Raw genomic sequence first — 22,987 nt, 5'->3', positions numbered from 1 at the left:
CGGGGCGGCATCCCTCCCGGCCGACGGGCCCGCGCCGCGGGTCCGCCGCCGTCACGGCAACCGGTGACCGCCGCCGACGGCGGCCGCGGCCGGCCGCTGCCCGAGGTCACCCGATTGGATCTGCGACACTGGTACCACCATGCCCAAGCCCGGAGAACTCACTTTCGTCGCCCCGCGCGGAGCCAAGAAGCCGCCGCGGCACCTTGCCGATCTCTCGCCCGCCGAGCGCAAGGAGGCCGTCGCCGCGATCGGCGAGAAGCCGTTCCGCGCCAAGCAGCTCTCGCAGCACTACTTCGCGCGGTACGCGCACGACCCCGAGCAGTGGACGGACATTCCGGCCGGCTCGCGCGCCAGACTGCGTGAGGCGCTGCTCCCGGAGCTGATGACGGTCGTGCGGCATCTGGCGACCGACGAGGGCACCACCCGCAAGACGCTGTGGCGGCTGTTCGACGGGACGCTCGTCGAGTCCGTGCTGATGCGCTACCCGGACCGGGTCACCATGTGCATCAGCTCCCAGGCCGGATGCGGGATGAACTGCCCGTTCTGCGCCACCGGACAGGCCGGACTCGACCGGAACCTGTCGACCGCCGAGATCGTGCACCAGATCGTCGACGGCATGCGGGCCCTGCGCGACGGCGAGGTGCCGGGCGGCCCGGCCCGGCTGTCCAACATCGTGTTCATGGGCATGGGCGAGCCGCTGGCCAACTACAACCGCGTGGTCGGCGCCATCCGCGCGCTGACCGCCCCCGAGCCGGACGGGCTCGGCCTGTCCCAGCGGGGCATCACCGTCTCCACGGTGGGCCTGGTCCCGGCGATCCACCGGTTCGCCGACGAGGGCTTCAAGTGCCGCCTCGCCATCTCCCTGCACGCCCCCGACGACGAACTGCGCGACACCCTCGTGCCCGTGAACACGCGGTGGAAGGTGCGGGAGGTGCTGGACGCCGGGTTCGAGTACACCGCCCGCTCCGGGCGCCGGCTGTCCATCGAGTACGCGCTGATCCGGGACATCAACGACCAGGCGTGGCGCGGCGACCGGCTCGGCCGCCTGCTCAAGGGCAGGCCGGTGCACGTCAACCTGATCCCGCTCAACCCGACGCCGGGCTCCAAGTGGACCGCCTCGCGGCCCGAGGACGAGAAGGCGTTCGTCGAGGCGATCGCGGCGCACGGTGTGCCCGTCACCATCCGGGACACCCGCGGCCAGGAGATCGACGGCGCCTGCGGCCAGCTCGCCGCCACCGAGCGGTAGCCGCGCCGGGCGGACGGCCGGCGAGGGACACCCCCGCCGGGCGGACGGGGCCGCCGAGAGGCGGTCGTGCCGGGCGGACCGGGGGCCGCCGCGAGGCAGCCGTGCCCGGCCGCCGGGCCACCGGCCGGTGGCCCGGCGGCGGCCGGACGGTACGCTGGGCCCGTACACCGCTTCATGTTCCGACATCTTCATATTCCGACAGGGGAGCGCCACAGCGCTGAGAGTGCGGCACCGGCCGCAGACCCTCTGAACCTCGCCCAGGTCATTCTGGGTAGGAAGTTCGGTCATCACTCGAGCTGTTGCGCCCTGCCCGGGCGTCCCGCGCGGAACCCGGGCGGGGCCGCGTCTCTTCCTGGCCACCATCCAGGAGGAAAATCCAGTGCACCACAAGACGTTCGTCGCCGCGGCCGTCGGACTCGGCCTGGTCACGCTGTCCGCGTGCGGGTCGTCCGGTGACAAGGCGGCGGACACCAAGACCGTGACCGTGGTCAGCCACGACTCGTGGGCCGCGTCCAAGAGCGTCATCGCCGACTTCGAGAAGCGCTCCGGGTACCAGGTGCGCATCCTCAAGGACGGCGACGCCGGACAGGCCGTCAACAAGGCCATCCTCACCAAGGACAACCCGCAGGGCGACGTCTTCTTCGGCGTCGACAACACGCTGCTGTCCCGCGCGCTCGACAACGGACTCTTCCAGTCGTACGAGCCGAAGGACTCCGGCATGGTCGTCAGCCGGTACCGGGTCGACCAGGCCCGGCACCGCGTCACGCCCGTCGACACCGGCGACATCTGCGTCAACTACGACAAGAAGTACTTCGCCGACCGCAAGCTTGCGCCGCCGGCCTCCTTCGACGACCTGCTGAAACCGCAGTACAAGAACCTCCTCGTCACCGAGGACGCGGCGACCTCCTCACCCGGCCTCGGTTTCCTGCTCGGCACCGCCGCCAAGTACGGGGACGCGGGCTGGCAGGCGTACTGGAAGAAGCTCAAGGACAACGGCGTCAAGGTCGTCGACGGCTGGGAGCAGGCCTACAACCAGGAGTTCTCCGGTTCCGCCGGCGGGAAGAAGGCCAAGGGCGACCGGCCGCTCGTCGTCTCCTACGCCTCCTCGCCCCCCGCCGAGGTCGTCTACGCCGACCCGAAGCCGAAGACCGCGCCGACCGGCGTCGTGGACGGCACCTGCTTCCGCCAGGTCGAGTACGCCGGCCTGCTCAGCAACGCGCGCAACACCAAGGGCGGCAAGGCGTTCCTCGACTTCCTGATCAGCGAGAAGTTCCAGGAGGACATGCCGCTGAACATGTTCGTCTACCCGGTGCGCGAGACGGCCGCGGTGCCCGCGGTGTTCGTGAAGTACGGTCCGCAGGCCAAGGACCCGCAGACCATGGCCCCGGGCAAGATCGCCGCCAACCGTGACCAGTGGGTCAAGACGTGGTCCTCGCTCGTAGCGAAGTAGGGCATGACCCGGCACGTGTCCGGCGCCGGCGTGCGGGGAACGCGGCGCGGCTCGGCCTGATGGCCGTGCCCGTCGCGTTCTTCGCGCTGTTCTTCGCCTACCCGGTGACCGCGATCGTGCGGCGCGGACTGCACGCCGGCGGCTCCTGGCAGTGGGGGCAGTTCACGCAGGTGCTGGGCCGGTCCGACATCCGGCACGTGCTGTGGTTCACCACCTGGCAGGCGCTCGCCTCCACCGCGCTCACCCTGCTGATCGCGCTGCCCGGCGCCTACGTCCTCGCCCGCTACGACTTCCCCGGCCGCCACCTCCTGCGGGCGGTGGTCACCGTGCCGTTCGTGCTGCCCACGGTCGTCGTGGGCACCGCCTTCCTCGCGCTGCTCGGGCGCGGGGGACTGCTCGACGAGCTGTGGGGAGTGCGGCTGGACACCACCGTGTGGGCGATCCTCCTCGCGCACGTCTTCTTCAACTACGCCGTCGTCGTACGGACCGTGGGCGGTCTGTGGGCCCAGCTCGACCCGCGGCAGGAGGAGGCCGCGCGGATGCTCGGCGCCTCCCCGCTGACCGCCTGGCGCAAGGTCACCCTGCCGGCCCTGGCCCCCGCGGTGGCCGCGGCCGCGCTCATGGTCTTCCTCTTCACCTTCACCTCCTTCGGCGTGGTGCAGATCCTCGGCGGCCCCGGCTTCTCCACCCTCGAAGTGGAGATCTACCGGCAGACCTCGCAGATGTTCGACCTCACCACGGCCGCGGTCCTCACCCTCGTGCAGTTCCTCGCGCTGGGCGCGATCCTCGCCGTGCACGCCTGGACGGTACGGCGCCGGGAGACGGCGCTGAAACTGGTGGACGCCTCCCGCACCGCCCGCCGTCCGCGCGGCGCCGGGCAGTGGACGCTGCTGGCCGCGGTCGTCGCCGTCATCGCCGTGCTCCTGCTGCTGCCGCTGGCCGTGCTGGTGCGGCGCTCGCTCACCGCGCCCGGGTTCGGCTACTACCGTGCGCTGACCGACCCCGACGGCGGCACCTTCCTGGTCGCGCCGATCCACGCCGTCGGCGCCTCCCTGTCCTGCGCGGCCGCCGCGACCGCCGTCGCCGTCGTCGTCGGCTCGCTGGCCGCCGCCGCGCTCGCCCGCCGCGACGCCGGCCGGATCGTGCGCGGCTTCGACGCGCTGCTGATGCTGCCGCTCGGGGTGTCGGCGGTGACCGTCGGCTTCGGTTTCCTGATCGCCCTGGACAAGCCGCCGCTGGACCTCAGACAGTCCTGGTTCCTGGTGCCCCTGGCGCAGGCCCTGGTCGGCGTGCCCTTCGTCGTACGGACCATGCTGCCCGTGCTGCGCGCGGTCGACGCACGGCTGCGGGAGGCGGCGGCCGTGCTCGGGGCGTCGCCCTGGCGGGTGTGGCGGGAGGTGGACCTGCCGCTGGTGCGGCGGGCGCTGCTGGTCGCCGCCGGGTTCGCCTTCGCGGTCTCCCTCGGGGAGTTCGGGGCGACCGTGTTCATCGCGCGTCCCGACAACCCGACCCTGCCGGTGGCCGTGGCCCGTCTGCTCGCCCGGCCCGGCGACCTCAACTACGGCCAGGCGATGGCCCTGTCGACGATTCTCATGGTGGTGTGCGCGGTGGCGCTGCTGGTACTGGAGAGACTGCGCGGCACCGACCGGACGGGGGAGTTCTGATGCTGCTGAGCCTGCAGGCCGCCACCGTCCGCTTCGCCGGGCGGCCCGTGCTCGACGCGGTCGACCTCGCGGTCGCCGAACAGGAGATCGTCTGCGTGCTCGGCCCCAGCGGCAGCGGCAAGTCGACGCTGCTGCGGACGGTGGCCGGGCTCCAGCCGCTGGACCGGGGCCGGGTGCTGCTCGACGGGCGGGACCAGGCGGGGGTCGCGGTGCACCGCCGTGAGGTGGGCCTGATGTTCCAGGACCACCAGCTCTTCCCGCAGCGGGACGTGGCCGGGAACGTCGGCTTCGGGCTGCGGATGCGCGGCGCGAGCCGGCGGGAACGGGCCGAGCGGGTGGCCGAACTGCTCGAACTCGTCGGCCTCCCGGGCGCGGGAGCGCGCGCCGTGGCCGCCCTGTCCGGCGGCGAGCAGCAGCGTGTCGCGCTCGCCCGAGCCCTCGCGCCCCGGCCCCGGCTGCTCATGCTCGACGAGCCGCTCGGCCAGCTCGACCGTTCCCTGCGCGAACGCCTCGTCGTCGAACTGCGCGAGCTGTTCGGGCGGTTGGGCACCACGGTCCTCGCCGTCACCCACGACCAGGGCGAGGCGTTCGCGCTGGCCGACCGGGTCGTCGTGATGCGGGAGGGCCGGATCGCCCAGTCCGGCACGCCGCTTCAGGTGTGGCAGCGCCCCGCCGACGCCTTCGTGGCACGCTTCCTCGGTTTCGAGAACGTCGTGGAGGCGAAGGTCGAGGGCGAGGTGGCGCTCACACCGTGGGGCAAGGTGCCGGTGCCCGCGGACGCCCCGCAGGGTGCCCGTGACGTCCTCGTACGGCCCGCCGGTGTCCGTCTCGTCCCGGCCGGCGAGGGCCTGGGCTGCACGGTGGTCGCCCGCACCTTCAGGGGCACCCACGTCACCGTCCGCCTCCAGCCGCCCGGCGCGCCCCGGCTGGAGGCGGCCTGCCCCTTGCGGTCGGCCCCCGAGGTCGGGGACGAGACGGGCGTGGTGTTCGACCCGGCCGACACCGTGGTGCTGGGCTGACCGCGACGGCGGCCCGCCCGGCGGTGCCCCGGCGGCGCGGCCCGTGGAAGACCGCTCCGCTCCCGGCGGCCGTGGGCGGAGCGGTGCCGGGGCTGCCGGCACCGCCCGTTCACCGGCCGCCGAGCCGTCTCAGCGCCTCGGGAGCCTCCTCGATGCGGTCCACCAGGGCGATGCGCTGCTCCATCGGGCGGCCCCGCGCGAGCGAGCGCAGCAACGGCCACGCCGGCAGCCGCTCCGTCCAGTGCACGCGGTCCACGAGCACCATGGGGGCGGGTTCGCCCCGCGATTCGTAGTAGTTCGGGGTGGCGTTGTCGAAGATCTCCTGGACGGTGCCCGCCGCACCCGGCAGGAAGACCACTCCCGCGGTGGAGCGGGCCAGCAGGCCGTCCTCGCGGGTGGCGTTGGCGAAGTACTTGGCGATGTGCGCCGCGAACGGGCTGGGCGGCTCGTGTCCGTAGAACCAGGTGGGTATGCCGACCGACGCCCCGCCGTCCGGCCAGCGGTCGCGCACCTCGAAGGCGGCGCGCGCCCAGTCGGTGACCGACGGCCTGAACGACGGAGTCTTGCCGAGCAGGCGCAGCGCCTCGTGCAGCATCGCGTCGTCGAAGGGCGCGGCGTAGGCGCCGAGGTTCGCCGCCTCCATCGCGCCGGGGCCGCCGCCGGTGGCCACCGTGAAGCCGTCGCGGGCCAGCGCGCGTCCCAGGCGCGCCGCCCCCGCGTACTCCTGCGTGCCGCGCTCCATCGCGTGCCCGCCCATGACGCCCACCACCCGCGCGCCGGCGAGGAGTTCGTCGAGCGCGTCGGAGACGGCGTCGTCGTGGATCGCGCGCAGCATGGAGGCGTGGATGTCCCCGTCGGCCCTCGTCCGCTGGAACCAGGCGTAGGCGCGGGCGTCGGGAGTGGCCTCGTAGCCCGACTCCGCGAGTGACTCGAACAGTTCGCCGGGGGTGTAGACGAAGCCCCGGTACGGGTCGAAGGGCAGGTGCGGTACGGGCGGGAAGACCAGGGCCCCATCGGCGCGCACCTTCGCGGCGGCGTCGGGCGCCATGGCGCAGCCGAGGAAGACGGCGCCGGTCGTGTCGACGGAGACGAGGACGTCGCCACGGTCCGTCAGGTCGACGGACTGGACGCGGTACCGGGCCAGGGACCCGTGCGCCAGGACGACTTCGTCGAACTCGGCGAGGGACTCGATCTCACGGTCGGGGGAACCGCCGTAGGGCGGATCGGATATCGGATGCACCCGCCCATGCTAGGCAGCGCCGCGGCAGACACCGCCCGTGCCGTGCGGCGGCCCGCCGCCCGAAGGGCGCGGACCGGCCGGCCGGTTCCGTTCCCCCCACCGGCAGGGCGGCGCCGTGGGTGGCGGGACAACGCCCGCCGTGCGCACCGGCTGTGCCGGGCGGCGGCGCCGTGCGTCCCGGCCGGCCGGGCGGGGCGGCCGTGCGGGTGGAGTGGGCCCGGGGCGGCGGCGCGTGTCCTGCGGCTCTCCTGGGCTCAGCCCTGCACCGCCGCCGGGTCCATCCACATGACCTCCCAGGTGTGGCCGTCGAGGTCGTCGAAGGCGCGGCCGTACATGTGGCCGTGGTCCTGGGTCCGGCCGGTCGCCGTGCCGCCCGCGGCGACCGCCTTGCCGACCAGCTCGTCGACCTTCTCGCGGCTCTCGGCGCTCAGACAGATCAGCACCTCGCTGGTGCGGGTGGAGTCCGCGATCTCCTTCTCGGTGAAGTCCGCGTAGCGCTTCTTGCCCAGGAGCATCGCGATGATCGTGTCGCTGATGACGACGCAGGCGCAGTCGTCGGTGGAGAACTGCGGGTTGATGCTGTAGCCGAGCTCGGTGAAGAACTTCTTCGACGCGGCCACGTCCTCGGTCGCCAGGTTCACGAAGATCATCTGCTGGTAGCTGTTCGACATGGTGGGTCTCTCTCCCTCTGCGGTGCCGCCGTGCGTGCTGTTCGGTGGGGTGGACCGGGGCCGGAGGCGGAACTCATCGCTGCCGGGGATCTTTTTTTCGTACGGCTGTCTCAGCGCGCCAGCGGCAGCGCGGCGAGACCGGCGATCACCAGGGTCAGCGGCACGAACAGGGCCAGCAGGGCGCCGGCGCGCAGGGCCGCGGCGGACCGCAGCGTGGTGGCCGGGGCGCCGAGCCGGCGCAGGGCGGCGACGGTGGCGGACCGGGACTGCCGGGCCTCCACCGCGGCGGTGAGCAGCGCGGCCACGGCGCAGCCGGCCACCAGGAGACCGCCCAGGGCGGTGAGGGGGCCGGGATCCGGTGCCGCGCCGCCGGACAGCGCGACCGCGGCGTAGGCGCCGGAGGCCACCGAGCAGACGACGCCCAGCGGGCGGCCGATCCGGCCCGCCTCCTCCATCAGCACCCGCCCCGCCAGCAGGCGTACCGCGCCCGGGCGCACCGCCTGGAGGAGGCGGCCGCACAGGTGGGTGAGGCCGGGGCCGGCCAGGGCCAGGCCGAGGGCGGTGAGCAGCCAGCCCGCCAGGACGGGCGCGGAGTCGGCGGCGAGGTGGCCGGGCAGGGCCGTGCGGGAGGCGGGGGAGGGACCCGCGTAGGCCTCGACGGTGAGGCCGACGGCCAGCACGGCGATCCCCCAGGGCAGGCCGGCGGGGGGCCGGCGGGGCGGGAGGGGGCGGTGCGGGTCGGTGTCGTCCGGGACGGCCCCGGTGCCGGGGCCGTCCGTGCCCGCCTCGGCGGTGCCGGCGTCGCCGGGGGCGTCCCCGTCCTGCGGGGCGGGCGCGGCGGCGCGGGCGGCCGGGCGGGGCTCGCGCGGACGCAGGGACCAGGCCACGGCGGCCGAGGCCAGGGCCGGGACGATCGCGAGCAGCGTCAGCGCCCCCGGCACCGGCAGCCGCTCGCGCGAGGCGAGGGCCCCGGAGGCGGCGCCGTCGAACGGCAGTCCGGTGAGGCCGCCGCGCAGGTGCAGGAAGAGCAGCAGCGCGAAGAGGGTACCGGCCGTGCAGGTCAGGGCGGTCGTGGCGGCCGAGACGGCCATCAGGCGGCCGGGTCCCAGGCCGAGCGCGGACAGGGCCGTGCGGGGCCGGGTGGCCGGGTCGGTGCGGGCCACGACGACCGCGAGGTACACGGTGGCGGCCAGCGGCACCGCGCACCAGGACAGCCGCAGCAGCGCGGCGCCGGAGTCGTCCGGGTGGCCGAGGCCGTAGGCCAGGCTGCACAGCAGCAGGAAGCCGGTACCCGCCGAGGCGGCGGCCACCGTCAGGCGGCGCAGCTGCACGGCCGGGTGGGCGAGGCGGGTCAGACGGAGAGCGAGCACGCGGCCCGGCCTTCCGTCGCGTCACCCGCCGGGGGCAGCTGCACGGTCTTCACGCACCGCCCGTCCTGGAGGGCCACCGTGCGGTCGGCGAGGGCCGCGGTCTGCGCGTCGTGGGTGGCCAGCAGGACGGTGATGCCGTGCGAGCGGGCGGCGGTGGTGAGGGTGCGCAGCACGTGGGCGCGGTCGGCGCGGTGCAGCGGCGCGGTCGGCTCGTCGGCGAAGAGCACGGTGGGCGCGGGGGCCAGCGCGCGGGCGATGCAGACCCGCTGCCGTTCGGCCTGGCGCAGTTGGTGCGGGCGCTTGCGGGCCAGTTCGCCGACGTCCAGGCGCTCCAGCCACTCCAGGGCGGCCACCTTGGCCCGGCGCCGGCCGGTGCCGCGCAGCATGAGCGGCAGGGCGGTGTTCTCCCAGGCGTTCAGTTCCGGTACGAGGACGGGGGCGGGGTCGATCCAGCCGAACCGGTCGCGGCGCAGCCGCTCGCGGGCGAGCGCGCCGAGCGTGTGCACGGGGGCGCTGTTGAACCAGACCTCGCCCTCGCGGACCCGCACCATGCCGGACAGGCAGCGCAGCAGGGTGGTCTTGCCGCTGCCGCTCGGTCCGGCGACGGCGAGGATCTCGCCCTGTCCGACGCCGAGCGAGACTCCGCTCAGGGCGGGCGAGCCGTCCTTGTGGGTGTAGTGCAGGGCGCGTGCCCAGAGCACGTCGTTGTCCGGCGGGGCCACCATGGCGTACACCTCGGTTCGGATCAGGAATGCCGCGCGGGGTGCCGTGCGGGTCCGGGGATCCCTCGTGCCCGTTCTCCGTACGAATCCCTCGTACGGGGGAACGAAGGCGGAGCCGATCGGTCACGTCACGCTAGGCAGCCGGGGCCGGGTGGCCGGACAGCACACGGCCCCGGGCCGCCGTTTCCCACTCGAACGGACGGCTCCGGGGCCGGTGATGATCATCTGATCGGAGGTGTGCGCCGTGGTTCGCTCACCTCGGCGGGGTCACAGCTTGGTCCACGCCTCCGTCAGCACCGCGCGCAGGATCTGCTCGATCTCGTCGAACGTCTCCTGGTTCGAGATCAGCGGCGGGGCGAGCTGGACGACCGGGTCGCCGCGGTCGTCGGCACGGCAGTACAGGCCGTTGTCGTAGAGCGCCTTGGAGAGGAAGCCGTACAGGACGCGCTCGGTCTCCTCGTCGTTGAAGGACTCCTTGGTGTTCTTGTCCTTGACCAGCTCGATGCCGTAGAAGAAGCCGTTGCCGCGGACGTCACCGACGATCGGCAGGTCGTGCAGCTTCTGGAGCGTGGACAGGAAGGCGCCCTCGTTGTCCAGGACGTGCTGGTTGAGGCCCTCGCGCTCGAACAGGTCGAGGTTGGCCAGGCCGACCGCGGCGGAGACCGGGTGGCCGCCGAAGGTGTAGCCGTGCAGGAAGGTGTTGTCGCCCTTGTAGAACGGCTCGGCCAGGCGGTCGGAGATGATGCAGGCGCCGATCGGGGAGTAGCCCGAGGTCATGCCCTTGGCGCAGGTGATCATGTCCGGGACGTAGCCGAACTTGTCGCAGGCGAACATGGTGCCCAGGCGGCCGAAGGCGCAGATGACCTCGTCGGAGACGAGCAGCACGTCGTACTGGTCGCAGATCTCGCGCACCCGCTGGAAGTACCCGGGCGGCGGCGGGAAGCAGCCGCCGGCGTTCTGCACCGGCTCCAGGAAGACGGCGGCGACCGTCTCGGGGCCCTCGAAGAGGATCTGCTGCTCGATCTGGTCGGCGGCCCAGCGGCCGAAGGCCTCGGGGTCGTCGCCGAAGATCGGGGCGCGGTAGATGTTGGTGTTCGGGACCTTGTGCGCGCCCGGGACCAGCGGCTCGAAGGGGGCCTTCAGGCCCGGCAGGCCGGTGATGGACAGGGCGCCCTGCGGGGTGCCGTGGTAGGCGACCGCGCGCGAGATGACCTTGTGCTTCATCGGCTTGCCGGTGAGCTTGAAGTACTGCTTGGCGAGCTTCCAGGCGGTCTCGACGGCCTCGCCGCCGCCGGTGGTGAAGAAGACCTTGTTCAGGTCGCCCGGCGCGTAGTCGGCCAGCCGCTCGGCCAGCTCCACGGCCTTGGGGTGGGCGTACGACCAGACCGGGAAGAAGGCCAGTTCCTGCGCCTGCTTGAAGGCGGTCTCGGCCAGCTCGGTGCGGCCGTGGCCGGCCTGGACCACGAACAGGCCCGCGAGGCCGTCGAGGTAGCGCTTGCCCTGGTCGTCGTAGATGTAGGTGCCCTCGCCGCGCACGATGGTCGGCACGGGGGCGTTCTCGTACGAGGACATGCGGGTGAAGTGCATCCACAGGTGGTCGTACGCGGTTCGGCTGAGGTCCTTGCTCACGGTTATCGGGTTCCCCACATGTAGGTCTGCTTCTTGAGCTTCAGGTAAACGAAGCTCTCGGTGGAGCGCACGCCGGGCAGGGCCCGGATGCGTTTGTTGATGACGTCCAGCAGGTGGTCGTCGTCCTCGCAGACGATCTCCGCGAGGATGTCGAACGAGCCCGCGGTCATCACCACGTACTCGACTTCCGACATGTCAGTCAGCGCGTCCGCGATGGCCTCGACATCGCCCTCGACGTTCACGCCGACCATCGCCTGCCGGCGGAAGCCCACGGTGAGCGGGTCCGTGACGGCGACGATCTGCATGACGCCCTGGTCCAGCAGCTTCTGCACGCGCTGGCGCACGGCCGCCTCGGAGAGGCCCACGGCCTTGCCGATCGCCGCGTAGGGCCGGCGGCCGTCCTCCTGGAGCTGCTGGATGATCGCGAGGGAGACGGCGTCGAGCTGGGGGGTGCCGTTCCCGTTGCGGGACTCGCGGGGCGAGTCCTTCTGGTCTGCGCTTCGACTGGCCACGTCCTCACTGTGCACGACGTCTCGACAGTTCCGCAACCCCGAACCGATGAAATTCGTTGTTTGCAGGGTCGAGTCTTGCGGATTTCGCAGAAGTGGTGGCGGCGGGGGTGTTGAAAACGTCGGCCGGGCGACTAGGGTGGGTGTCTCAGTGATTGGACACCTTGAACCCCACCAGGAGGGCCGGCAGTGAGCACCGAGCTGCGTCGTCTGCGCAACTACATCGACGGTGAGTTCCGGGACGCCGCCGACGGACGGACCACCGAGGTGGTCAACCCCGCGACCGGCGAGGCGTACGCGACCGCGCCGCTGTCCGGTCAGGCGGACGTCGACGCCGCCATGGCCGCGGCCGCCGCGGCCTTCCCCGCCTGGCGCGACACCACCCCGGCCGAGCGGCAGAAGGCCCTGCTGAAGATCGCGGACGCCTTCGAGGAGCGCGCCGAGGAACTGATCGCGGCGGAGGTGGAGAACACGGGCAAGCCCATCGGGCTGACCCGCTCCGAGGAGATCCCGCCCATGGTCGACCAGATCCGCTTCTTCGCGGGTGCGGCCCGGATGCTGGAGGGACGCTCGGCCGGCGAGTACATGGAGGGTCTGACCTCGATCGTCCGCCGCGAGCCGATCGGCGTCTGCGCCCAGGTCGCGCCGTGGAACTACCCGATGATGATGGCCGTGTGGAAGTTCGCCCCCGCGCTCGCGGCCGGCAACACGGTCGTCCTCAAGCCGTCGGACACCACCCCGGCCTCCACCGTCCTGATCGCCGACATCATCGGCTCGGTCCTGCCCAAGGGCGTCTTCAACGTCATCTGCGGCGACCGCGACACCGGCCGCCTCATGGTCGAGCACGAGACCCCCGCCATGGCCTCCATCACCGGCTCCGTCCGCGCCGGCATGTCGGTCGCCGAGTCCGCCTCCAAGGACCTCAAGCGGGTCCACCTGGAGCTGGGCGGCAAGGCCCCGGTCGTCGTCTTCGAGGACACCGACATCGACCAGGCCGTCCAGGGCATCTCCGAGGCCGGCTTCTTCAACGCCGGCCAGGACTGCACGGCCGCCACCCGCGTGCTGGTCCACGAGTCGATCCACGACGCGTTCGTCTCCGCGCTCGCCAAGGCCGCCGAGGACACCAAGACCGGGCAGCCCGACGACGAGGACGTGGCGTACGGGCCGCTGAACAACCCCAACCAGCTCAAGCAGGTCGCCGGCTTCATCGAGCGGCTGCCCGCCCACGCCAAGGTCGAGGCCGGCGGCCACCGGGTCGGCGACAAGGGCTTCTTCTACGCCGCGACCGTCGTCTCCGGCCTCAAGCAGGACGACGAGATCATCCAGAAGGAGGTCTTCGGCCCGGTCATCACCGTCCAGTCCTTCACCGACGAGGACCAGGCCGTCGAGTGGGCCAACGGCGTCGAGTACGCGCTGGCCTCCTCGGTGTGGACCAAGGACCACTCCCGCGCCATGCGGATGTCCAAGAAGCTCGACTTCGGCTGCGTGTGGATCAACACCCACATCCCGCTGGTCGCCGAGATGCCGCACGGCGGCTTCAAGAAGTCCGGCTACGGCAAGGACCTGTCGGCGTACGGCTTCGAGGACTACACGCGCATCAAGCACGTCATGACCTCGCTGGACGGCTGACCGGCGCACGCCCCGGCAGGAACCGCGGCCCCGGACGGTGGACGGACCGTCCGGGGCCGCGGCACGTCCGCGGACGCCCGGCGTCTTCCCGCGGGCGTGCGGTGCTCTGCCCGCGGCCGTGCGGTGCTCCCCGCGGGCCGTCCGGCGTTCTTCCCGCGAACGCGCGCCGCGCGCCGCGCGCCACGCGTCGCCGGTGTCCAACGGCCTTGCGGGCAAGGGGCGGTGGGCCGTCGCGGCGGGCCGGGATCGACAAGGTGTCCGGGCAGCCCCGCCGCGCTCGACGGAGCGTCGATTGTCCGGGGCGGGCGCGGGCGGCATGCTGCGGGGATGCCCCGGACTCCGCTGACGCCCCGCACCCCGCCGCGCATCCCTCCCGCCGCCTCCCGCCGTTCCCTGCTGCGCGCGCTCGGCTCCACCGCCGCGCTCGGCGCGCTCGCCGGATGCGGGGTGCCCGCCGCGTACGTCGCTGCGGGCGACCGCTCCGTCCGGGACCTCTCGGCCGGCGACAAGCGGCTGGCCTGGTCGAACTGGCCGCTCTACATCGACACCGACGACAAGAACCCGAACCGGCGGCCCACGCTGGAGGCCTTCGAGAAACGCACCGGGATCTCCGTGGCGTACTCCGAGGAGATCAACGACAACGACGAGTTCTTCGGCAAGATCAGCCCGTCCCTGATGAACCATCAGGAACCGGGCCGGGACCTCATGGTCATCAGTGACTGGATGTGCGCCCGTTTCGTGCGCCTGGGCTGGGTGCAGGAGATGGACCGCGCCCGGCAGCCGAACGTCGCCCGCCACCTCGACCCGCTGCTGCGCTCGCCCGCCTTCGATCCCGGGCGCAGGTTCACCGTGCCCTACCAGTCGGGCATCACCGGCATCGCCTACGACCGCCGCCGCCTCGGCCGCGACATCCACCGCGTCGCCGACCTGTGGGCGAGCGACCTCAAGGGCAGGGTGACGCTGCTGTCCGGCCTGGACGAGTCCTTCGCCCTGCTGATGCAGGGCGAAGGCGTCGACATCAGGAAGTGGACGGCGGACGACTTCCACCGCGTCTGCGACCAGGTGGAGCGGCAGGTCGCCCGCGGCCAGATCCGCCGCTTCACCGGCAACGACTACACCAAGGACCTGGTCAGCGGCGACGTCCTGGCCTGCCAGGCCTACTCGGGCGACGTGATCCAGCTCCAGGCGGACAACCCCGGCATCCGCTTCGTCGTGCCCGAGGAGGGCGCCGAGCTGTGGTCGGACTCCCTGATGATCCCCGACCGGGCCGCCCACAAGGCGAGCGCCGAGCGCCTGATCGACTACTACTACGAACCCGAGGCCGCCGCCGCACTGGCCTCCTGGGTGAACTACGTCTGCCCGGTCCCGGCGGCGAAGGAGGTGCTGGCCGCCTCCGGCGACGAGGAGACGGCCGCGCTGGCCGAGAACCCGCTGATCTTCCCGGACGCCGCCATGCGCCGCCGCCTGGCCGTCGCCCGGGACATCACCTCCACCGAACGGGTGGAGTTCGCCAGGCGCTGGAACAAGATCGTGGGGCTGTAGGGGCCCTCCCGGGCCCCGTGCTCAGCTCCCCCCTCCCCAGCAGCTCCCGCCGCGCCCGGCTCCCGCCGTGCCCGGCTCCCCGACCCGTTCAGCTCCCGCTCGAGTTGGAGGGGCCGAAGAACTCGATCTCGGCGATGGAGACCTGCTTCGTCGCCGAGGGCTGGTAGGCCGACTCGATGGTGAAGCGGACCGCCGTGGCCTTGCCGACGCGGAAGGCGCGGGTCTGGGGCCCCGCCCCCTGGTCGAGGACGAGTTCACGGGTCGTGGTCTTGCCGTCGGCCAGGGTGATCCGGGCCTCGACGCGGTGCGGGAGCGCCGACTTGGAGAGCTGGTCGGCACGGATGGACACGCCCGGCGTGATGATCAGGTTCAGCAGCCGCGTGGGCTGGTCGAAGCGCGCCTCGATCCACTGGCCCTGGCCGCTCTCGGACACGCCCGGGCCCCACCAGGTGTTGTTGATCTTGTCGAACGCCAGGTCCGGCTTGTGCCCCGGGTACGAGCGGGAGGCGCTGACCCGGTCGGGCGCGACCGGGGCCCGCTTGGCGAAGTGGTCGCGGGTCGCCTGCACACCGTCGGGGATCTTCACGGCCAGCACGATCAGCAGGGTCAGTACGATCGCCGCGCCCAGCCAGGTCAGTACACGGTCGAAGGCGCGGCGCAGCCGGGGGCGGTCACCGGCCCACGGCGCCTCGCGGTTGCCGCCGCGCAGCAGCCGCCGCCACCAGGGCAGCCGGACCGGTGCGTGCCGGTCACCGGCCATGGGCATCGCGCAGCGCGCGCAGTAGTGCCGCTCCGGCCGGTTCCGGGTGCCGCACCAGGGGCAGGGCAGACCGCCGTCCGCGCCGAGTTCCTCGCCGGGGGCCCGTACGGACTGGGGGCGCTGGGGGGCGGGGCGGCCGGGCAGCACCGGCGCGACGGAGGGGGCGGCCGCGGGCTGGGCGTCCGGGTCGGCGACCGGGATCAGCAGGCGCCGCGCCCGGTCCGCCGCGTCCTCCGGGGAGCCGGGAAGCGGGGCGCCCGGCGCGGCCGCCGGCGTGCCTGCGGGGGGCGTGGGCCAGGAGGCGGGCTCGGGGGCCGGATCGGCGGAACCGGGGGCGGCGGGTGCGTCGGCGGGGTCCGAGAAGTAGTGGACCCCCGGGGTCGCGTTCGGGAGGGTGTCGTTTTCGCGGGACCGGTGCGGGTCGTGCCAGGCGTCGCCGGCCGGCTCCCCGCCGGGCCGGGAGGCCGGTCCCGCAGGATCGTGACCGGCGCCGTCCGGCCGGGGGGAGGCGGGCCACTCCGGCGCGGTGCCCCGGGCGGCCTCCGGAGAGGCGGCCGTGGCGGCGGGGGCGCCGGGAGGCGTGGCCGTGCCGGCGGACGCGGTCCCGCCGGCAACGGCTCCCGAAGGCGCCCCCGCGGCGGACGCGGACCCCGCGGACGCGGACCCCGCGGACGCCTGCCCGCGGGCGTCGGAGCCGCCGCCGTCACCCGGTCCGTGCCCGGCGCCCTGCGGAGCCGGGGCCGGGTCCGGCGCGTCACCGCGCCCCGCCGGGGCGTCGGCGGCCGCGGACGAGCCGGCGGACGCGGCGGCCCCGGCGGAGCCGCCGGACGCGGCGGCCCCGCTCGGCTCCGGCACCCGGGACGCGGCGGACGGGGTACGGGACGCCGCCGGGTCCGTCCAGCTCAGTACCGCCCCGCAGGCGTCACAGAACGACTGGCCCGGTTCCGCGCGGGTGCCGCAGTCGGCGCAGTTCTGGGGGGTCGTCATCTCTCGGGGGTCCTTTCGGCGGGTTCGGCGGGGACGGCGGGCCGGGCCGCGGTCACCTGCACCGTGTACGGCATGTGGGCGGGGCGGGCGGCCGCGACCAGGGAGTCCAGGCGGTAGCGGTCCGCGGGGGTCGGGTCGGGCAGCCGCAGGTGCACGTGCAGGCGGGGGCGCGCCTCGCCGGGCACCGGACCCAGCGGGCGGGCGCTCCAGGTGGCGCCACCGCTCTCGCTGATCTCCGGCTCGACCCCGAAGGCGAGGCGTACGGCCTCGGCCAGCCCGCGCCGGGTGCCGCGGACCCGGTGCAGGTACGCGGCGGCGGCCACCGCGGCCCGCAGCAGCGGCTCGGGTTCACTGCCGTCGGTCTCCGCGCCGACCCAGCCGCCCAGCCACTGGGCGAAGTCCAGCGGGGCCAGCGACGGCCGGAAGTACGTGTCCATGCAGTCGAGGACGTTCAGGATCGGCGCGATGACCTCGTCCAGTCCGGCGACGAACCGCTGCGCGAGATCGTCGTCGGCGAACACCGCGGGCAGCATCATGCCGATCGGAGCGGACGAGCCCAGGCCGTCGATGGAGCCGCGCATCAGGCACCGTCCCCGATGACCCGCACCCGGTGGTCGAAGGAGAAGACGAGGGACGGCGCGGACAGGTCGATGCGGTCGGTCGCCTCGCCACGCTTGCCGGTCAGCGGGTCGGCCGGGTGCAGGACCACCTGGTCGACCAGCTCGACGCCCGGCACGCGCTGGAGCACCGCGAAGACCTCACCGGACTGCACCGGACGGCCGAACGGCCAGCCCGTGCCCGCGGCCCCGCCGGTCAGCGGGTCGAGGTGCCGGTACAGCGCGTCGTGCGCGTCCCGCCGCACCCGGTCGGTGTCGACGCCCCGGAACGCGTGCACCGTGGCCACCACCGTCACACCCTGGTAGTACGGCGGGCCGACCGCCAGCCGGGTCCCGATCAGGCGCCGTTCGTCCAGGTGGCGGGTGATCCGGTCCAGCAGGGCGTCACCCGGCACCAGTTGCTCGAAGCGGAGCCGGCCGCCCGGGTCCGGCACCGCCTGCGGCACCACGAGGACCCGTACCGCGTAAGCGCCGTGCTCGCCCTCCTCGCCCTCCAGACAGGTGATCCGCGCGGTCTCCGGGGCGGCCCGCCGGGCCAGCTCCTCGTAGTCCCGCAGGGTCACCGCACGCTCCTGGGCGCGCAGCGTGATCGGCGCCCGGACCTTCGCCTCCTCGACGGTCTCCCCGTCCACCCCGCCGCGCGCGGCCTCGCGGTTGACGACCTCGGAGACGTACGGGATGGAGGTGCGCAGGATCTGCACGGCGCCGCGCGCGACGTTGCCCGCCCGGCCGCCGCCGGTGCGGTAGCGGCGGGCCCGGATGGGCGAGCCCTTGGGCGCCACCGTCCCGTACTGGCGCAGCGAGCCGTCGGGTTCGCGCACCGCCGGGCCGAAGGAGATCTCGCCGGTCGTGGCGTCCAGGGTGATGTGCCGGTCGTCCGGGCCGGAGGCCGCGAAGTTCGGGACGACCTGCCAGTCCACCCAGCCGTCGTGCTCGGCGGTCTGCAGCAGCACCGGCGGGTCGTCCCCGACCACCGGCGCGTGCGTCAGGCGCAGCCGCTGGCCCGGCAGCCCGGTGGACTCGCCGAGCGCCTCGTCGTACACCGTCTCCGCGTGCACGGTGGCGGTGGTGCCGCCGATCGTGAACGCCCCGGCGGCCCGGATGGTGGGGGAGGTGGTGTAGAAGGGCTGGCCGGGGTGGGGTTCGGTGACCCGGCAGCGCAGCCAGCCCGCCTCCTGGCCGGCGTTGCGGGACAGCACGTGCCCGCCGGGCACGTGCAGGACCACCTCGCCGGGACGGTTGAGACCACCGGTGCCGTCCCGGTCGACCTCGCAGGGCTGCCAGCCGTCCGCCGTCCACGCCTCCCACACCAGCGGCGGCTGGCGCGGGTCCACGCCGACACCGTCGACCCGGCTGTCCAGGTCCAGGGAGACCGCGCAGTGCGGCACCGCCGCGGACAGGCCGAGCAGCATGCAGTCACCGGGGTCGGGGGACTCGGCGAAGCACAGCAGGTCCTTGTCCTCCTCGGCGAGGTCGTGGGTGCGGTCCACCGCCGCCTCGCCCCGGTGCTGCACCAGGAGGTTGCGCAACTCGCAGGGCACGACGGTCAGTTCGCGCTCGGTGGCGAAGACCACCGCCTCCTCGCTCTCGGTGCGCACGGTCGCCACCTCGGTGCCCACGGGCACCGCCACCGGCTCCTCCTGCGGCGCCGACAGCCAGAACGTGACGTCCGTGCGGGCGGCCGACGGCGGGAACAGGGTGATCCCGACCAGGTCGAGGAAGGCCAGGTGGTTCTTCTCCGGCACCCGGTTGAGCCGGTAGACGATCTGGTCGGCCATGTGGGCGACCGTCTCGACCAGGGTGACGCCCGGGTCGGAGACGTTGTGGTCGGTCCACTCCGGAGCACGCTGCTGGATGTAGCGCTTGGCGTCGTCGACGAACTGCTGGAAGCGGCGGTCGTCGAGATTGGGGGAGGGCAGTGCCATCAGCGATCGCTTTCCGGAGCCGGGGCGGTGCCGTCCGGCTCGTCGTGGGACGGAATGACGTAGAACGGGAAGACGAGGCTGCGCGGGTTGTTGGTGCCGCGGATCGAGTAGCGCACGTCGATGTAGAGGACGCTCTGGTCGCCGCCCGCCGACACCTCGACGTCGTCGACCTCGATGCGCGGCTCCCAGCGGTCCAGGCTGGCGTACACCTCGTGCTGGATGCGGCCCGCGGTCTGCTCGTTGACCGGGGCGAACACCAGGTCGTGGATGGCGCAGCCGAAGTCGGGCCGCATGGGCCGCTCGCCCGGCGCCGTCGACAGCACCAGGCGGATCGCCTCCTCGACCTCGCGCTCGCCGCTGACCAGCGCGATCCCGCCGGTCGGCCCGATGCGCAACGGGAACGACCAGCCGGACCCCACGAACTGCTCGGCCATCAGGACGGCACCCGCTTTCCACAGAATCGGCGACGGCGGCGGCCGCCGCCGGGGCGGCCGCGGTGACAGGGACGGCTCACGGGATCACCATCGGCACGGGGATGGTGGTGACGCCGAAGACCGGGGACGCGACCAGGGTGGTCGGCGCCTTGATCGTCGTGTTGACCAGCGAGGAGATCTGCACGGTGCCCCCGCCGGTGAGGTTGGCGACACCGCCTCCCGACAGGTTCAGCGCACCCCCGGCCGTGACCCCGATCTCGCCCGCGGCCCGCACGTTGACCATGCTGGCGCTCTGGATGCTGAGCGGGCCGCCGCTCTTGAGGGTGAGGCTGCGTCCGGCGCTCAGCGACAGGTCGGTGCCCGCCTCCACCGACACCGACCGGCTGCCCTTGATCGTCACCGAGCCCTTGCTGTCCACGATGATCTCGGTGTTCGTCCGGTCCAGGTTGATGGTGAGCCGCTTGTCCCCGGAGACCAGCCGGACGCCCTGTTTGCGGCCGCCCGTCTTCTGGCTGAGCAGGTCCATGCGGTTGCCGTCCCGGTCGGAGACGGTGTGCCGGCTCGCCTTCTTGCGCACCGTGTCGTGCAGCGGCACGTCGCTGACGGTCGTCGGCTTGTCCCGGCCGTTGTAGAGCCCGCCGATGACGAACGGATGGTCCAGGGCACCCCGGTCGAAGGCGACCAGCACCTCGTCGTTGACGTCCATCGGGAAGATCCCGCCGCCGTCCAGGCCGCCCATCTGCACGGTCCGCGTCCAGTCGCTGACGTAACGGTCGTCCAGCCACGGGAACTGCAGCCGCACCCGGCCCTGCTTCAGCGGGTCGTTCACGTCCGTCACCAGCGCGTTGGCCACGCTCGGCAGCCGCGGCGCGGTGTCGGAGCCGCCCGAGGCCAGCCCGTACAGCGAACGCCACTGCCGTCCGCTGACCGTCACCCACACCTCGTAGTGCTTGCCGTCGCCGAACACGTGCCGCACCGAGGTGACCGTGTACTTGCCCTCGAAGGGCACGCCCACGTCCGCCAGCGCCACCGGAACCCCCGGGCGCAGCAGGGGGTTTCCGCGCGCGACGACCTCCAGCTCGCCGAACGAGCCCGTCACGTCGTCGGCGAGGGCGTCGGCCGCGAACTTCACCTCGTTCTGCTTGTCGTAGGGCGTGCCCGTCTCGACCAGTTTGGCCGTCGTGAACTTGGCGGCGGCGGCGCCCGGCGTGGTGCCGATGGTGATGCCCGGGTTGTCGGTGGCGGGCGCGGTCGCCGTGAGCTTCTTCTTCGTCGTCACGTCCCAGCCGCGCGACTCGACCTTGCCCACCTGGTCGGCGGCGGTCACCGCGGCCCGCAGCCGCAGGATGTCGTGCCCGGCCTGGAGCACGAACGGGCTCTTCTCCCCGTCGGTGCTCGGGGAGGGCGCGCCGGAGGCCGACTTCGGCTTCACGAACTGGAACTTGCCGTCCGCGTCCACCGACATGACCATCTCGTTCTCGTCGGCGAGCCGCGCGAGGAAGTCCCAGTCGGTGACGTTGGACTGGCTGATGAACTCGTACACCGTCCGCGTCGACTCGATCCGCCCGATCGGCACCCCGTCCTGGGCGGCCAGCTTGCGGGCGATGTCGGACGCGCTCTGGTTGCGGTACGCCGCCACCCGGCGCTGGCGCAGCAGACGGTGCCCGAGGTCGTAGCCGCGCACGACGGTGAAGCTGCCGGTGCCGTCGTAGTCGGCCTCCAGGCCCGTGACCTCGCCGGTCAGCAGCGGGTCACCGGCCCCCTCGCCGTCGGCGACCGGCGCGAGGACCACCTTGGTGCCGAAGGTGATGTTGAGCTTGCCCAGCAGCAGCCGGTAGGGGTCGCGGAAGGTGAGCCGGAACGCCGCCGGGACGCCGACGCCCTGGTCGACATAGCTGTCCACGAGGTCCGCGGCGTACTCCGGGGGCAGTTTGGCGCCCCCGACCTTGACGTCGATGACATTGGAGAACGCGGACTGCACCATCAGCCACGCACCTCCTCGGCGGCCGGCAGCACCAGCTCGACACCGGTCGGCAGCACGGACGGGTCGTCGATGCCGTTGGCCTCGGCGATGGACCGCCAGGCGGACGCGTTGCCGTACTCCCGCCAGGCCAGCGACTGCAGCGAGTCACCGGCCACGACCCGGTGCACGCGCTGCGCGGTCAGCGCGCCCGACGTCGGGTTCTGCCCCTTGGTGCGGCTCGGGATCTCGTGCAGCTGGAGCCGGCAGGTGGCGCGGATCGGCACGCCGGTCGTCCCGAACAGCGTGTAACTCGCCTCCACCGAGCTGACGTACGCCGTGAACCGGGCCGTCGAGAACGACCCCCACTGGAAGACCACCCACGGCGGCGAGGGCTGCTTGGCGGCGACGCTCTGCGCCGTCACCTCGCAGCAGGAGAGCAGCGACTCGACCTTCTTCAGCACGGTGTTGCTGGTCGGCTCGTCGGACGTGTCCAGGAAGATCTCGACGTTCATCTCCCGCGACTGGGTGCCCAGGAACTCCGGGAGCGGGCCCTTGCGTTCGATCTGGGACGGGGTGACCTTCCAGTTGGCGCGGCGGGTCAGCGACAGCTGCGCCGGGTTGAAGTCGAAAGCGAACGTCTTGATGAGCCCGCCGGGCGTCCTGCTCTTGCCCTTCGGCGGCTGGTGGATCGCGAGCGTGGCCCGCACCAGGCTCTTGCCCGCGCCGCCCCTGCTGCCCTTGGCCATGTCTGCCGTTCCCCTCAGTCCGTTCCGTCAGCTCAGTCCGTGAACCCGTGGTGGGCGATCTCCAGCACCTCGGTCGCCACGGCGGGACTCGCCGGGTCGAGGGTGGGACCGGTCCAGCTCACCGGGAGCACGTCGATCAGCCCCCAGCGGGCCACCTCGGAGCCGTCCGCGCGCAGTGCGGCGATCTGCGCGGTGGGCCGTTTGACGCCCGTCTGCACGGACGAGATCCACTTGGCGACCTTGGTGGTGTCCGGGGTGAGCGGACGGGTCAGCCGGATCGTGGAGAACGTGACACGGGTCGGCAACTGCCAGACGAAGCCGTTGTTGCCGCCCTCCTGGCGGTGCTCGACCTCCACCTGGGACGACAGCCCCTCGCAGCCGTTGAAGTAGCCGAGGCTCTCGCCGTCGATGCTGAGGGTGAACCAGATGGTGGAACCCGGGTCCTGGCGGGACATCGAGGGTGGGCCCTTCTTTCGTTTCCGTCGTCGTTCTGGTCGGTGGTGTCCGGTGGGTCTCCGGTGGGCTCCGGGCGTCTCCGGGGTGCGCCGGCGGTCAGTGGCGCGGGTCGCGGAGCTTGCCGATCCGCTCACGGTCCAGTCGGAGTTCGGTACGGATGAGCCGGGTGATCCGGCCGATGATCCGGTGCACCAGCTCGTCGAGCTGGAAGTCGGTCAGCTCCCTCGGGTCGAACGCGCCCGGCGGGACCGCCTCGTACTCCGGCGGGGCCTCCGGGGGCACAGGCGGCGTGGCCCCGGCGGCGGGCGGGGTGTACGGGGGCGGGGCGGAGCCGGTGCCGTGGACGCTCCGCACCGCCGTGTGGTGGGCGGGCTGCGCGGCCGGTGCGGGGGGCGGGGGCGGAGGCTG

19 protein-coding genes, 1 pseudogene and 1 riboswitch are annotated in these 22,987 nt (G+C 73.1%); of the genes and pseudogenes, 6 read left to right on the top strand and 14 right to left on the bottom strand.

The annotated features are described in order from the left end of the window. Positions 1–139: 139 nt before the first annotated feature. The 4 genes from rlmN (at position 140) to IG64_RS35020 (ending at position 5,379) form a co-directional block, all read left to right on the top strand. Positions 140–1,246 carry a 23S rRNA (adenine(2503)-C(2))-methyltransferase RlmN gene (gene rlmN / locus IG64_RS35035; protein WP_037863995.1) on the top strand — a complete coding sequence of 369 codons (1,107 nt, stop codon included), beginning with the start codon at positions 140–142 and terminating at the stop codon, positions 1,244–1,246. Positions 1,247–1,436: 190 nt separating this feature from the next. Continuing rightward, positions 1,437–1,542, top strand: a riboswitch (TPP riboswitch). 83 nt (positions 1,543–1,625) lie between these two features. Continuing rightward, on the top strand, positions 1,626–2,696 hold the full coding sequence (locus IG64_RS35030; protein ID WP_037863993.1) for a thiamine ABC transporter substrate-binding protein: 1,071 nt from the start codon (positions 1,626–1,628) through the stop codon (positions 2,694–2,696). Beyond that, complete coding sequence (locus IG64_RS35025; RefSeq protein ID WP_199811720.1) at positions 2,672–4,360, top strand: ABC transporter permease; 1,689 nt, start codon at positions 2,672–2,674, stop codon at positions 4,358–4,360. Before IG64_RS35030 ends, IG64_RS35025 begins: the two co-directional genes overlap by 25 nt. Further along, positions 4,360–5,379 carry an ABC transporter ATP-binding protein gene (locus IG64_RS35020; protein WP_037863987.1) on the top strand — a complete coding sequence of 340 codons (1,020 nt, stop codon included), beginning with the start codon at positions 4,360–4,362 and terminating at the stop codon, positions 5,377–5,379. The genes IG64_RS35025 and IG64_RS35020 overlap by 1 nt, the downstream gene beginning before the upstream one ends. Before the next feature lie 109 nt (positions 5,380–5,488). Here IG64_RS35020 and IG64_RS35015 read toward each other — a convergent pair whose 3' ends face one another. The 6 genes from IG64_RS35015 to IG64_RS34990 form a co-directional block, all read right to left on the bottom strand. Then, on the bottom strand, positions 5,489–6,610 hold the full coding sequence (locus IG64_RS35015) for an LOG family protein (RefSeq protein WP_037864007.1): 1,122 nt from the start codon (positions 6,608–6,610) through the stop codon (positions 5,489–5,491). A 263-nt stretch (positions 6,611–6,873) separates the two neighbouring features. Beyond that, on the bottom strand, positions 6,874–7,290 hold the full coding sequence (locus IG64_RS35010; RefSeq protein ID WP_037863985.1) for a VOC family protein: 417 nt from the start codon (positions 7,288–7,290) through the stop codon (positions 6,874–6,876). A gap of 110 nt (positions 7,291–7,400) precedes the next feature. Beyond that, the gene (locus IG64_RS35005) at positions 7,401–8,660 is read right to left on the bottom strand and encodes a hypothetical protein (protein ID WP_037863982.1); all 1,260 of its coding nucleotides are present in this window, start codon (positions 8,658–8,660) and stop codon (positions 7,401–7,403) included. Further along, a complete protein-coding gene (locus IG64_RS35000; RefSeq protein ID WP_037863980.1) occupies positions 8,642–9,385 on the bottom strand; it encodes an ABC transporter ATP-binding protein in 744 nt (247 codons plus the stop codon). Before IG64_RS35000 ends, IG64_RS35005 begins: the two co-directional genes overlap by 19 nt. Before the next feature lie 264 nt (positions 9,386–9,649). Continuing rightward, positions 9,650–11,029 carry an aspartate aminotransferase family protein gene (locus IG64_RS34995; RefSeq protein ID WP_037863979.1) on the bottom strand — a complete coding sequence of 460 codons (1,380 nt, stop codon included), beginning with the start codon at positions 11,027–11,029 and terminating at the stop codon, positions 9,650–9,652. Next, positions 11,014–11,538 carry an Lrp/AsnC family transcriptional regulator gene (locus tag IG64_RS34990; RefSeq protein WP_037863977.1) on the bottom strand — a complete coding sequence of 175 codons (525 nt, stop codon included), beginning with the start codon at positions 11,536–11,538 and terminating at the stop codon, positions 11,014–11,016. Before IG64_RS34990 ends, IG64_RS34995 begins: the two co-directional genes overlap by 16 nt. A gap of 171 nt (positions 11,539–11,709) precedes the next feature. Between IG64_RS34990 and IG64_RS34985 the strand changes: the two genes are divergently transcribed. Together IG64_RS34985 and IG64_RS34980 are read left to right on the top strand one after the other, a co-directional pair. Beyond that, on the top strand, positions 11,710–13,149 hold the full coding sequence (locus IG64_RS34985) for a gamma-aminobutyraldehyde dehydrogenase (RefSeq protein ID WP_037863975.1): 1,440 nt from the start codon (positions 11,710–11,712) through the stop codon (positions 13,147–13,149). 327 nt (positions 13,150–13,476) lie between these two features. Then, complete coding sequence (locus tag IG64_RS34980; RefSeq protein ID WP_037863973.1) at positions 13,477–14,691, top strand: polyamine ABC transporter substrate-binding protein; 1,215 nt, start codon at positions 13,477–13,479, stop codon at positions 14,689–14,691. Positions 14,692–14,779: 88 nt separating this feature from the next. On the opposite strand, the gene IG64_RS41765 is transcribed toward IG64_RS34980, so the two are convergent. The 8 genes and pseudogenes from IG64_RS41765 to IG64_RS37780 all read right to left on the bottom strand — a co-directional run. Next, complete coding sequence (locus IG64_RS41765; RefSeq protein WP_037863971.1) at positions 14,780–16,438, bottom strand: NADase-type glycan-binding domain-containing protein; 1,659 nt, start codon at positions 16,436–16,438, stop codon at positions 14,780–14,782. After that, on the bottom strand, positions 16,435–17,019 hold the full coding sequence (locus IG64_RS34970) for a phage tail protein (RefSeq protein WP_037863970.1): 585 nt from the start codon (positions 17,017–17,019) through the stop codon (positions 16,435–16,437). The genes IG64_RS41765 and IG64_RS34970 overlap by 4 nt, the downstream gene beginning before the upstream one ends. After that, complete coding sequence (locus tag IG64_RS34965) at positions 17,019–18,980, bottom strand: putative baseplate assembly protein (protein ID WP_037863967.1); 1,962 nt, start codon at positions 18,978–18,980, stop codon at positions 17,019–17,021. The genes IG64_RS34970 and IG64_RS34965 overlap by 1 nt, the downstream gene beginning before the upstream one ends. Then, a complete protein-coding gene (locus IG64_RS34960; RefSeq protein WP_037863966.1) occupies positions 18,980–19,414 on the bottom strand; it encodes a GPW/gp25 family protein in 435 nt (144 codons plus the stop codon). Before IG64_RS34960 ends, IG64_RS34965 begins: the two co-directional genes overlap by 1 nt. A gap of 76 nt (positions 19,415–19,490) precedes the next feature. Beyond that, positions 19,491–21,398: a VgrG-related protein gene (locus IG64_RS34955; RefSeq protein ID WP_037863965.1), complete on the bottom strand. Its 1,908-nt coding sequence runs from the start codon at positions 21,396–21,398 to the stop codon at positions 19,491–19,493. Beyond that, positions 21,398–22,123 (bottom strand): tail protein X, encoded by a 726-nt coding sequence (locus IG64_RS34950; protein WP_037863960.1) that lies wholly within the window; start codon positions 22,121–22,123, stop codon positions 21,398–21,400. Before IG64_RS34950 ends, IG64_RS34955 begins: the two co-directional genes overlap by 1 nt. Positions 22,124–22,155: 32 nt before the next feature. After that, positions 22,156–22,578, bottom strand: a complete 423-nt coding sequence (locus IG64_RS34945) for a phage tail protein (RefSeq protein ID WP_037863955.1) — start codon at positions 22,576–22,578, stop codon at positions 22,156–22,158. Between the two features lie 97 nt (positions 22,579–22,675). Further along, positions 22,676–22,987: pseudogene (locus IG64_RS37780) on the bottom strand (extensin); the annotation flags it as partial.

This window comes from Streptomyces sp. NRRL S-340 (genome assembly GCF_000720185.1).
GTDB lineage: Bacteria > Actinomycetota > Actinomycetes > Streptomycetales > Streptomycetaceae > Streptomyces.
Note: the sequence above shows the minus strand (reverse complement) of the source record. Positions and strands in the feature narration are given on the sequence as shown.